The sequence below is a fragment of the Pseudomonas sp. S3_G06 genome (assembly GCF_054667565.1).
Genome location: NZ_CP162738.1, coordinates 2,777,815 through 2,789,830 on the forward strand (window position 1 = coordinate 2,777,815; position 12,016 = coordinate 2,789,830).

Genomic DNA, 12,016 nt, shown 5'->3' on the forward strand with positions numbered 1-12,016 from the left:
ATTGCACGACAATTCTGTGCCTGCTGCGTCGGCAGATTCACTACAGTTCTACCAGCCCGATTCATCGTCAGGCCGTGTCTTTCCAACAAAAATAAAAGGACGCACCACCATGAAGAACTTGAAACGTACGCTGCTGGCCAGTGCCCTGGCGTTGTTGGCCCTGCCGGTAATGGCCGACGCAACCCATCCGAAAATCGGTTTCTCCATTGATGACCTGCGTCTGGAACGCTGGTCGCGCGATCGCGATTACTTCGTCGCGGCGGCGGAGAAAATGGACGCCAAAGTCTTCGTGCAATCGGCGGACGCCAACGAGCAGAAGCAGATTTCGCAGATCGAAAACCTCATCTCTCGCGGCGTCGATGTAATCGTCATCGTGCCGTTCAACGCGACAGTGCTGACCAACGCCGTGGCCGAGGCGAAGAAAGCCGGGATTAAAGTGGTGTCTTACGACCGGCTGATTCTCAACGCCGATGTCGACGCCTACATTTCCTTCGATAACGAAAAAGTCGGCGAGATGCAGGCCGGCGGCGTGCTGAAAGCAGCGCCCAAGGGCAATTACTTTCTGTTAGGTGGCGCGCCGACCGACAACAACGCCAAGATCCTCCGTGAAGGCCAGATGAAAGTGCTGCAACCGGCCATCGACAAGGGCGATATCAAGATCGTTGGCCAGCAGTGGGTCAAGGAATGGAACCCGACCGAAGCGCTGAGCATCGTTGAAAACGCCCTGACCCGTAACAACAACAAAATCGACGGCATCGTCGCCTCCAACGACGCTACCGCTGGCGGCGCCATCCAGGCATTGGCCGCGCAGCAACTGGCCGGCAAGGTGCCGATTTCCGGTCAGGACGCCGACCTGGCAGCGGTCAAACGCGTGATCGCCGGCACGCAAACCATGACCGTGTATAAACCGCTGAAACTCATCGCCTCGGAAGCGGCCAAGCTCTCGGTGCAACTGGCACGCAACGAAAAACCGGCCTACACCTCGCAGTACGACAACGGCAGCAAAAAGGTCGACACCATCCTGCTCACGCCAACGCCGTTGACCAAGGACAACATCGACTTGCTCGAACAGGATGGCTTCTACACCAAGGCGCAGATTGCCGGGCAGTGATCCGGTCGTAAATCTTGATCAGACCTGTGGGAGCGAGCCTGCTCGCGAAAGCGGTGTATCAGTCAGCGATGCATTGCTTGAACTGACGCTTTCGCGAGCAGGCTCGCTCCCACAGGTCTCGTGGTGTGTGAGTCTTCGATATACGAGCCTTTTCCATGTCCGACTACCTGCTGCAAATGAACGGCATCGTCAAAACCTTCGGCGGTGTCAAAGCGCTCAACGGCATCGACATCAAGGTCCGGCCCGGTGAATGCGTGGGCCTGTGCGGCGAGAATGGCGCCGGCAAGTCGACGCTGATGAAGATCCTTTCGGCGGTCTATCCCCATGGCACCTGGGACGGTGAAATCCTCTGGGACGGGCAACCGCTCCGGGCGCAATCGATCAGCGAAACCGAGGCCGCCGGCATCGTCATCATCCATCAGGAACTGACCCTGGTGCCGGACCTTTCGGTGGCGGAAAACATCTTCATGGGCCATGAGCTGACGCTGCCCGGCGGGCGCATGAACTACCCGGCGATGATCCACCGCGCCGAAGCCTTGATGCGTGAATTGAAAGTGCCGGATATGAACGTGTCGCTGCCGGTTTCGCAGTACGGCGGCGGTTATCAGCAACTGGTGGAAATCGCCAAGGCCCTGAACAAACAGGCGCGTCTGCTAATCCTCGACGAGCCCTCCTCGGCGCTGAGCCGCTCGGAAATCGAAGTGCTGCTGGACATCATCCGCGACCTCAAAGCCAAGGGCGTCGCCTGCGTCTACATCTCGCACAAACTCGATGAAGTCGCCGCCGTATGCGACACCATTTCGGTGATCCGCGACGGCAAACACATCGCCACCACCGCCATGGCCGACATGGACATTCCACAGATCATCACGCAGATGGTCGGCCGCGAAATGAGCAACCTCTACCCCAGCGAGCCGCATGAGATTGGCGAGGTGATTTTCGAGGCGCGCCACATCACTTGCTACGACGTCGACAACCCCAAGCGCAAACGGGTCGACGACATTTCCTTCAGCCTCAAGCGCGGCGAGATTCTCGGCATTGCCGGGCTGGTCGGGGCCGGCCGCACCGAACTGGTCACCGCACTGTTCGGCGCCTACCCCGGCCGCCACGAGGGCGAAGTCTGGCTGGACGGCCAGCCAATCGACACGCGCACGCCGCTGAAAGCGATCCGCGCCGGCCTGTGCCTGGTGCCCGAAGACCGCAAGCGCCAAGGCATCATTCCCGATCTCGGCGTCGGCCAGAACATCACCCTCGCCGTGCTCGAGAGCTATTCGAAAATGACCCGCATCGATGCCGAAGCCGAACTGGGCTGCATCGACCGGGAAATCTCCCGTCTGCATCTGAAGACCGCAAGTCCGTCCCTGCCGATCACCAGCCTGTCGGGCGGCAATCAGCAGAAAGCCGTGCTGGCGAAAATGCTGCTGGCCAAACCGCGCGTACTGATTCTCGACGAGCCGACCCGAGGCGTGGACGTCGGCGCCAAGTACGAGATCTACAAGTTGATGGGCGCGCTGGCCGCCGAAGGCGTGTCGATCATCATGGTTTCGTCGGAACTCGCCGAAGTGCTCGGCGTCTCCGACCGCGTGCTGGTGATCGGCGAAGGCCAGTTGCGTGGTGACTTCGTCAACCATGAGCTAAGCCAGGAACAGGTACTCGCCGCCGCCCTCAGCCAGCCGGGCAGGCATAACAATAATGATCGGAAAACCGCGTAAATGAATCAGGTCAAACAACTGTTCACCCGCTACAAGATGCTCGCGCTGGTATTCGCCGTGGTGCTGATCTGGCTGTTCTTCAGCTGGCAGACCGAGGGCGGCTTCCTCACCCCGCGCAACCTTTCCAACCTGCTGCGGCAGATGTCGATCACCGGAATCCTCGCCTGCGGCATGGTGCTGGTGATCATCAGCGGCGAGATCGATTTGTCGGTGGGCTCATTGCTCGGCCTGCTCGGCGGCCTCGCGGCGATACTCGACGTGGTCTATCACATTCCGCTGCTGGCGAATCTGAGCCTGGTCGCCCTGTGCGGCCTGATGATCGGCCTCGCCAACGGCTACATGGCGGCGTACTTGCGCATACCGTCCTTTATCGTCGGGCTGGGCGGCATGTTGGCGTTTCGCGGGATTTTGCTGGGGATCACCGGCGGCACCACCATCGCCCCGGTATCGCCGGAGCTGGTCTACGTCGGCCAGGGTTATCTGCCCCACGCGATCGGCACTGGCCTGGGTGTGCTGCTGTTTGTGCTGACGGTGTTCCTGACCTGGAAACAACGACGCAATCGCGCCCTGCATGGCCTAGCGGCGCATTCGCTGGTGCGTGATGTTGTGCGCGTGCTGGTGATCGGCGCGGTGCTGGCCGGTTTCGTCCAAACCCTCAACAGCTATGACGGCATTCCCGTGCCGGTGCTGCTGTTGCTGATTCTGCTCGGCGTGTTCAGCTACGTCACCAGCCAGACCGTGTTCGGCCGCCGGGTCTATTCGGTCGGCAGCAACATGGAAGCAACGCGCCTGTCGGGCATCAATGTGCAGGCGGTCAAGCTGTGGATCTTCGGCATCATGGGCGTGATGTGCGCCCTCGCCGGCGTGGTCAACACCGCACGCCTCGCCGCCGGCTCACCGTCCGCCGGCAGCATGGGCGAGCTTGACGCCATCGCCGCCTGCTTCATCGGTGGCACCTCCATGCGCGGCGGCTCCGGCACCGTCTACGGCGCCCTCCTCGGCGCACTGGTGATCACCAGCCTGGATAACGGCATGTCCATGCTCGACGTGGATAGCTACTGGCAGATGATCGTCAAGGGCAGCATTCTGGTGTTGGCGGTCTGGGTGGATGTGAGTACGCGCACGGCGCGGCGTTGATCGCCGCGAGCCTGGAGATATCTGCGTCAAAAGGGAGCAAGAACGCAAGCCGCTGCTACGCTACGTAACACAATATTATGGAATACCAGATACCATAAAACGCTGCTTCAATCGCTTGGTCCGCTCTGGCTCAATGGCTTCGAAGGCCTTGCACAGCTTGGCCCGTATCTTGCTCCTCCAGTGCATATCGCGCTCAAGGTTTATGGCCATGCCTGCATCCTCCGCACAATTCGGCGACGCTCACACCTGCTCTTCAAGCGCGGCGTGTGCGTTGCCGTGCGCAGCCATGGCGCGTTATCTCCGTCGATTCCGCTCTTCGTCCTCCATCGTGCTGCCGCAGCTGCCATCCTGCGTGAGCGCGAAGCAAAACGGTTTCTGGCAGATAGTCAGGTAACACCTCCCCACGAGAGTCTCTCTCGCACTCTCGCAGTTTCCGCCTTGGCGGATCGCTGCGCACCGTCATTACCGAGTTTTCTGGTGAGTCCCTCCGGCTCGCCCGACGCTCTGCATCCGGAACAAACCTGATGAACCAAAACACCGCCTTGCTTGTGATCGATATGCAAAAGGAAGATGGCTTCCCGCTCGAACGCTTCGATCAAGTGGTCGATAACGCCGCATCCCTGATCGATCGCGCTCGCCAGTTGCACATCCCGATTTTCTATACCCGCCATGTCAACGACGCTCCGGGCCGCGATCTGGCGCTGGGCGAACCGGTAGACGACCAAGGCAGGCCAACGACTTACCGCGCCGGCACATCTGCGATCGAGATCATTGACGCTCTGGCGCCTCGAGACGCTGACGTCGTCATCGATAAACGCCGCTACAGCGCCTTCCACGGCACCCGTTTGGCTCAGATGCTCAACCGCCGAGGCATCAAGCACCTGGTGGTCATCGGCGTGCTGACGGATGTGTGTGTCATGAGCAGTCTGTTCGACGCCTATCAGCACGACTTCCAGATCAGCCTTGTCGCTGACGCCTGTAGTGCGACTACAGAGGGAGCGCATTACTCGGCACTGTTCATCCTTTCCAACTGGCTGTACGGGCTGGAGCTCTTCACCACCGAGCAGTTGTCGAGACGCTGGAACAACGAGCCGGCAACATCGCTTCGAACCGCCGAACCCGATCACCTCGCCTTCCAGCCAGATGAATTCCCACAAGTCGTAGCGCGCTTTCAACGCCGCCTCGTCGACGCCTGCTGAACGGAGAACAGACATGAAAGTTGAAAAACGCAGCATCGACTTTATCCCTGAGAGCGAGCGTCACGGTCGGCCCCGTTCCTTGTTCTTCGTCTGGTTTGGTGCCAACGCCAACATCACCACGGTAGCGGCTGGAGTGTTGCCCATCAGCCTGGGACTCAATCTTTTCTGGAGTGCGCTATCGATTCTTATCGGTTCGCTGATTGGTGCAATCTTCATGGCTTCGCACTCCGCACAGGGGCCGAGACTGGGTATTCCGCAGATGATCCAGAGCCGGGCACAATTCGGGGTTTTCGGCGCTATCGTACCGCTGCTGTTCGTCATGCTTATTTATTTGGGCTTTTTCGTCAGCAACACGCTGTTGGCTGCTCAGGCGGTGAGCGACCTGAGCCCGTTGAGCACCGCTGGCAACATCGCTCTGCTGGGCGCGGCATGCTTCCTGGTCGCGCTGTTCGGCTACCAATTGATTCATCGCGTACAGAAGCTGCTTTCGCTGATTTCGATTGCCGTGTTCGGCATCGCCACCCTGCTCGCTCTCGCGCTGCCGATAGAGGCCGGCCAATGGACCGCGCAGGGTTTCAATCTGGTCAGCTTCCTCGCCTCTGTCAGTATCGCGGTCACTTGGCAACTGTCCTACGCACCTTACGTGGCGGACTACTCTCGCTATTTGCCGAGCGACACTTCCGCCCGCCAAGTGTTCTGGTACAGCTATGCCGGTACCGTTATCGGCGGAAGCTGGATGATGTTGTTAGGCGCCGTACTGGCCAAGGGCATGGTGGGGTTCTCCGATAACGTCGGGCTGCATCTTATAGGCCTGCTCGGAGGAGGCACGCTGCTGATGGTGGCATTCGTGCTATACGGCCAGATCGCCATCAACGTGTTCAACCTGTATGGCGCTTTCATGTCGACGGTCACGATGATCGAGCCTTTCTCTGCGCTCAAAATCACCCCGTCTGTACGTGCGGGATTTCTGCTGATCATCTGCACGACCGCTACCGGTTTATGCACTCTGGCGCAGGACGACTTTCTGCAGTTCTTCCTGAATTTCATCTTTTTCATGAGCTACTTTCTGATCCCCTGGACGGCGATCAATCTTGTCGACTACTACGCGCTGCGCAAAGGCGTTTACCGGATTACCGACATCTTCGATCCGGCAGGTATCTACGGTCGGGTGAACTGGACAGCAATCGCAATATTCATTTGCACTATTGCTCTGGAAATTCCGTTCATGAACACCTCGATGTACGTCGGGCCTGTTGCCACCAGCCTGCAAGGCGTCGACCTGGCGTGGGCCGTTGGCTTGCTGTTCCCTGCGTGCGCTTACTACGCCCTCATGCGCCGGCGCGGTTCGCTGTTGATCAAGGCATCGCAAGTTTGATGTTCGCAGGCTGAGAGCGTTTGTGCTCTTTTATCGGAACAGTACTGAGGCCCGTATTCACGGGCCTCTTACTTCCTGTGCAAGTTTGTGTAACATCCGGGAAACTGGACGATTCGATTTATACGTAAGTCAAAACAATTACTGGCAGTGATTTATTGTCAGGGACATGATCAACGGCCCAACCCAACTCTCTGCAGTTGTACAAGCGCAGCGGTAATCGTTGAGTCTTGCCGAATTTCATCAGCCGCCTCGTTTGCGAGCTGAAGCGAACATCAGCGTTTCGCTGATGGCTTGAACTGACGATCAATGTCCAACATCTTCGCGGCACACAAGGCCAGGCGCTGACTGATCACCCGCTCCTGCTGGTTTTTGAGACATTTTTCACAAAGCCCGGCATGTCCGGCACTTGCCTTATAACGCTCCGCTTGCGGCGAGGTTTTGTACAGCTTATTGCACTTTGTACAAGTGTGGCGCAGCTCGTCGTTTTCCATGGCCCTTCTTCCTGTCAAGGCACAATCGGGTCATTAACCATTACATGAGCTTCGCTGAATCTGTACAGGAAATTGTTCGTTTATCGCCTCGCTTGCGAAGCTTGCTAACTAAAATATTCCACTGGTTAAATGCACCAACGTACCAATTTTACAGTATCGGCAGCGATCTACAGATTACGCGCTAGTTAAACGCAGCGATGTGCCTCGTCAATATCAAATGACATTCAAACGCCATCACACCGGACAAGCGTCGATATATTTTGCCGTTTCGCTTAGTTACGCTGATCAAACTTTCGCAATCACATAAGGAGCGTTGTTATACCGCAAGCGCATGCTTGTATAAGTGATTTTTCAACCGGTGCGGACGCATGTCGAGATGTTAGAAAAAACTGTGAATTTCCTGGCGCGAGGAACATCCCTCTTTCATGAGTAACAGGAGAGCCTCATGAGCCAGACAGATTTGTACATGATTAAGTACCGACTTCACGGTGTGCCCAAATCCTTCATTATCCGCGCCAAATTGATGAACAACGCAGAAGCCTGGCAGTGGGCGAGTTGTGATGCCGGGTTGACGCCAATTCCCAAGCCAGGCCGGCCTCCATTGAAGCGCTTCTCGAAACCGATGGCCGAGCGATTCGGCGTCACCGACGTGCAATGGCACGAATCAAAGGCCGTGTGTTGGGACGAGGACCTGGCGATATGAGAATCCCGCGCCGCCAACCCGAGGCCTATCTGCCCGGTTCACCTTCAGCAGCGGGCACTTGAAATTCAAACATCACTCGTCGCCGGGTAATCCCCATACCGTTCACGGCCCTGACGGAACCACGTACTCAGTTCACTCGCTACTGTTTTGCGGTTTTCTGGTCAATTCCCCGGCAAATCAGATATTTCTGCCTAGACTTGAACATGTCTCGGCACTTGAACGCGTTCAGCGCGTCGAGCGGTCATCACAATAAAAACAAGAGGAATCACCCAGATGCTCAGATCTCTGTTCAGCGCACTTGCCTGCGCTTTGGCGGTAAGCAGCATGAACCCGGCCATGGCGGCAGACCCGGTGATCATCAAGTTCTCGCATGTGGTCGCTGACCAGACGCCCAAGGGGCAAGGTGCGTTGCTGTTCAAGAAACTGGTCGAGGAACGTTTGCCGGGCAAGGTCAAGGTCGAGGTGTATCCCAACTCCTCGCTCTTTGGTGACGGCAAGGAAATGGAAGCCCTGTTGCTCGGCGATGTGCAGATGATTGCGCCGTCGCTGGCCAAGTTCGAGCAGTACACCAAGACCGTGCAGCTGTTCGACCTGCCCTTTCTCTTCAATGACATCAACGCTGTCGACCGCTTTCAACTGAGCCCGCAGGGTCAGGGCCTGCTCAAATCCATGGAAAGCAAAAACATCACCGGCCTGGCTTATTGGCACAACGGCATGAAACAACTGTCGGCCAACAAGCCACTGCGTGTACCGGCGGATGCGCGCGGCCTGAAGTTCCGCGTGCAGGCCTCGGCGGTGCTGGAGGAGCAGTTCAAGGCGGTGCGGGCCAATCCGCGCAAGATGAGTTTTGCCGAGGTATACCAAGGCCTGCAGACCGGAGTGGTCAACGGGGCGGAGAATCCTTACTCGAACATCTACAGCCAGAAGATGCATGAAGTGCAGAAGTACATCACCGAATCCAACCACGGTGTACTGGACTACATGCTGATCACCAACACCAAATTCTGGAACGGCCTGCCGCCCGACGTGCGCAGCGAACTGGACAAGATCGTCGTGGAAGTCACCACGCACGTGAACAAGGAAGCCCAACAACTGAACGAGGGTGACAAGCAGCGCATCCTTGCCGCCAAAACCACGGAAATCATCACCCTCACGCCAGAAGAACGTGGGCAATGGCGCGATGCGATGAAACCGGTGTGGAAGAAGTTCGAAGGCGAAATCGGCGCTGAGCTGATCTCTGCTGCCGAAGCCGCAAACCAGGCGCAATAATCGCAAGGCAGGCGCCGCTGCGTCGGCGCCTGCCCGTCTTCACTCGACGTGAGATGCCATCCATGAAAGCGCTTCGGCGAATCTGGGAACACTTCGAGGAAGGCTTCATCGTCTTCCTTCTGGCGGCCATGACCCTCGTCACGTTTGTCTACGTGATCCTCAACAATTTCTACAGTCTGTTTTACTGGCTCGCCGATCATTGGCCGGCGGCCAGTGTTCCGCTGTTCGCTGTTGGCGATCAGATCATGGGCATGGCGCAGGCCATGACCTGGAGCACTGCCCTGACCAAAGCGCTGTTCGGCTGGCTGATTTTCTTCGGCCTGGCCTATGGCGTGCGCACCGCCGGGCATATCGGTGTCGACGCACTGGTCAAACTGGCGCGCAGATCGGTACAGCGTTACATCGGCATCCTCGCCTGCCTGTGCTGTCTGGCCTACGCGGGGCTGCTCGCCGTCGCCAGCTTCGAATGGATCGAAACCTTGATGAACGCCGGTATCGGCGCCGAGGATCTCGGCCATTTCGGCGTCATGCAGTGGCATATCGGGTTGATCGTGCCGCTGGGCTTCGCGCTGGTGTTCATCCGCTTCGCTGAAATTCTCCTGCGCATCCTGCTCAACCGTCAGACCGGCCTCGGCCTGGCCGATGAAGCGGCCGACGCGCTGAAACTTGCCGAACACGAGGATGACAAGCCATGACCATCGCCTTCCTGTTCGTGGCCCTGTTCGCCTTGATGTTCATCGGCGTGCCGATCGCCATCTCACTGGGGCTGGCCGGCTCCCTGACGATCATTTTCTTCAGTCCCGACTCGGTGCGCTCGCTGGCGATCAAACTGTTCGAGACCTCGGAACACTACACGCTGCTGGCCATTCCGTTTTTCCTGCTGGCCGGGGCCTTCATGACCACCGGCGGCGTCGCCCGCCGGCTGATCGACTTCGCCAACGCCTGTGTCGGGCATATTCGCGGCGGCCTGGCCATCGCGGCGGTGCTGGCCTGCATGCTGTTCGCCGCCCTCTCCGGTTCAAGCCCCGCCACGGTCGCTGCGGTGGGCTCGATTGCGATTGCCGGGATGGTCCGTTCCGGCTATCCGCAGGCGTTCGGCGCAGGGATCATCTGCAACGCCGGTACGCTGGGCATCCTGATCCCGCCGTCGATTGTGATGGTGGTTTACGCCGCTGCTACAGAAACCTCCGTGGGCAAGCTGTTCATGGCCGGCGTGGTACCGGGCCTGCTGCTGGGCACGGCATTGATGGTGGCGATCTACATCGTTGCGGTGAAGAAAAATCTCCCCGCCTTGCCGCGTGCGACGCTTCGCGAGTTTCTGAGTACGGCACGCCAGGCAATATGGGGCCTGTTGCTGATGGTGATCATCCTCGGCGGCATCTATTCGGGCATGTTCACCCCGACCGAAGCTGCCGCAGTGGCAGCCGTCTATTCGGCCTTCATCGCTTTGTTCGTCTACAAGGATCTGACCTTTCGCGAGACCCCCAAGGTTCTGCTCGACTCGGCCAAGCTGAGCATCATGCTGATGTTCATCATTGCCAACGCCATGCTGTTCGCCCACGTGCTGACCACCGAACAGTTACCTCAACAAATCACTGCCTGGGTGATCGACGCCGGCCTGACGCCGGTGACGTTCCTGCTGGTGGTCAACATTGTGCTGTTGATTGCCGGCGCGTTCATGGAACCGTCAGCGATCATCCTGATCCTGGCGCCCATCCTTTTTCCTATCGCGATGAAACTGGGCATCGATCCGATTCACCTCGGCATCATCATGGTGGTCAACCTTGAGATCGGCCTGATCACGCCACCGGTGGGCCTGAACCTGTTCGTGACCTCCGCGGTGACCGGCATGTCCTTGCCCGCCACAGTCAAAGCCGCGATGCCCTGGTTGTCGATTCTGCTGTTGTTCCTGATCCTGATTACTTACGTGCCATGGATCTCACTGGTGCTGCCGAACTGGCTGGGGATGAACTGACGTCGTGACGATCACGTTCAGCCGGGACCGGCCAGAGTGCAATCACTCTGCTTAAAACCATAACAAGACGGAGAAGTGCCCCCATGCGAGTCAAAACACGCTTTGCCCTGCTGGCCGCCGCCACGCTGACCCTTAGCAGTGCTGCGCAGGCCGCGCCCGTGTTCATCAATATCCTCACCGGCGGAACCAGCGGGGTTTACTACCCGATCGGGGTCGGTCTGTCGCAAATCTACAGCGACGGTATTGCCGGCTCGAAGACATCGGTGCAGGCCACCAAAGCGTCGGTAGAAAACCTCAACTTGCTACAGGCCGGTCGCGGCGAGTTGGCCCTGGCTTTGGGCGACTCAGTGGCCGACGCCAAAAACGGCGTGGAAGACGCCGGTTTCAAAGCACCGCTGACCAAATTGCGCGCCTTGGGCGGCGCCTATCCCAATTACATTCAAATCGTCGCCAGCAAAGAGTCGGGGATCAAAAGCCTCGCCGATCTCAAGGGCAAGACCATCTCGGTAGGCGCCCCAAAATCCGGCACCGAATTGAATGCGCGGGCGATATTCAAAGCGGCCGGCCTGACCTACGAGGACATGGGCAAGGTGCAATATCTGCCGTTTGCCGAATCGGTGGAATTGATCAAGAACCGGCAACTGGACGCCACCCTGCAATCGTCGGGACTGGGCATGGCCGCCATTCGTGACCTGTCGTCGGTAATGCCGCTGAACTACGTCGCCATTCCGAGCGAGGTGGTGACAAAAATCGGCAATCCGGCCTACCAGAGCGCAATGATCCCGGCCAACACCTACGACGGCCAGGCCGAAGCCGTGCCCACTGTGGCAATCACCAATATTCTGGTGACCCGCGCCGACCTGCCGGATGACGTCGTCTATGACATGACCCGCCTGCTGTTCGACAACCTGGGGCGCTTGGGTAACTCCCATTCGGCGGCCAAGGACATCAAGCTGGAAGCGGCTGCGAAAAACCTGCCGATCGCGCTGCACCCCGGCGCCGAACGCTACTACAAGGAAAAAGGCGCTTTATAAGCGCTTGTGC

General features: G+C 58.4%; 11 protein-coding genes. 10 read left to right on the forward strand and 1 reads right to left on the reverse strand.

Annotated features, from left to right (window positions below; translation table 11 throughout):
* The first annotated feature begins 109 nt into the window (after positions 1–109).
* The 5 genes from xylF (at position 110) to AB4N47_RS12395 (ending at position 6,534) form a co-directional block, all read left to right on the forward strand.
* Complete coding sequence (gene xylF / locus AB4N47_RS12375) at positions 110–1,111, forward strand: D-xylose ABC transporter substrate-binding protein (protein WP_016774327.1); 1,002 nt, start codon at positions 110–112, stop codon at positions 1,109–1,111.
* A gap of 155 nt (positions 1,112–1,266) precedes the next feature.
* A complete protein-coding gene (gene xylG / locus AB4N47_RS12380; protein WP_341637783.1) occupies positions 1,267–2,823 on the forward strand; it encodes a D-xylose ABC transporter ATP-binding protein in 1,557 nt (518 codons plus the stop codon).
* Positions 2,824–3,960, forward strand: coding sequence for a sugar ABC transporter permease (locus AB4N47_RS12385; protein ID WP_016774325.1), 1,137 nt, complete (start codon positions 2,824–2,826; stop codon positions 3,958–3,960).
* A 524-nt stretch (positions 3,961–4,484) separates the two neighbouring features.
* Positions 4,485–5,159, forward strand: a complete 675-nt coding sequence (locus AB4N47_RS12390; RefSeq protein ID WP_024012592.1) for a cysteine hydrolase family protein — start codon at positions 4,485–4,487, stop codon at positions 5,157–5,159.
* Between the two features lie 13 nt (positions 5,160–5,172).
* Positions 5,173–6,534, forward strand: a complete 1,362-nt coding sequence (locus AB4N47_RS12395) for a purine-cytosine permease family protein (RefSeq protein WP_341637784.1) — start codon at positions 5,173–5,175, stop codon at positions 6,532–6,534.
* Between the two features lie 272 nt (positions 6,535–6,806).
* On the opposite strand, the gene AB4N47_RS12400 is transcribed toward AB4N47_RS12395, so the two are convergent.
* A complete protein-coding gene (locus AB4N47_RS12400) occupies positions 6,807–7,025 on the reverse strand; it encodes a hypothetical protein (RefSeq protein ID WP_341637785.1) in 219 nt (72 codons plus the stop codon).
* A gap of 445 nt (positions 7,026–7,470) precedes the next feature.
* Here AB4N47_RS12400 and AB4N47_RS12405 point away from each other — a divergent pair, with 445 nt between their 5' ends.
* The 5 genes from AB4N47_RS12405 to AB4N47_RS12425 all read left to right on the forward strand — a co-directional run bounded on the left by AB4N47_RS12405 (position 7,471) and on the right by AB4N47_RS12425 (position 12,006).
* Positions 7,471–7,728 (forward strand): DUF6555 family protein, encoded by a 258-nt coding sequence (locus AB4N47_RS12405; protein ID WP_039758965.1) that lies wholly within the window; start codon positions 7,471–7,473, stop codon positions 7,726–7,728.
* A gap of 273 nt (positions 7,729–8,001) precedes the next feature.
* Complete coding sequence (gene dctP / locus AB4N47_RS12410; protein WP_073475082.1) at positions 8,002–8,997, forward strand: C4-dicarboxylate TRAP substrate-binding protein DctP; 996 nt, start codon at positions 8,002–8,004, stop codon at positions 8,995–8,997.
* A gap of 62 nt (positions 8,998–9,059) precedes the next feature.
* On the forward strand, positions 9,060–9,692 hold the full coding sequence (locus AB4N47_RS12415; RefSeq protein ID WP_024012587.1) for a TRAP transporter small permease: 633 nt from the start codon (positions 9,060–9,062) through the stop codon (positions 9,690–9,692).
* The gene (dctM, locus tag AB4N47_RS12420) at positions 9,689–10,972 is read left to right on the forward strand and encodes a C4-dicarboxylate TRAP transporter large permease protein DctM (RefSeq protein ID WP_041480541.1); all 1,284 of its coding nucleotides are present in this window, start codon (positions 9,689–9,691) and stop codon (positions 10,970–10,972) included. The genes AB4N47_RS12415 and dctM overlap by 4 nt, the downstream gene beginning before the upstream one ends.
* An 83-nt stretch (positions 10,973–11,055) precedes the next feature.
* Entirely contained in the window at positions 11,056–12,006 is a 951-nt protein-coding gene (locus tag AB4N47_RS12425; protein ID WP_341637786.1) for a TAXI family TRAP transporter solute-binding subunit, read from the forward strand.
* The last annotated feature ends 10 nt before the right edge of the window (positions 12,007–12,016 follow it).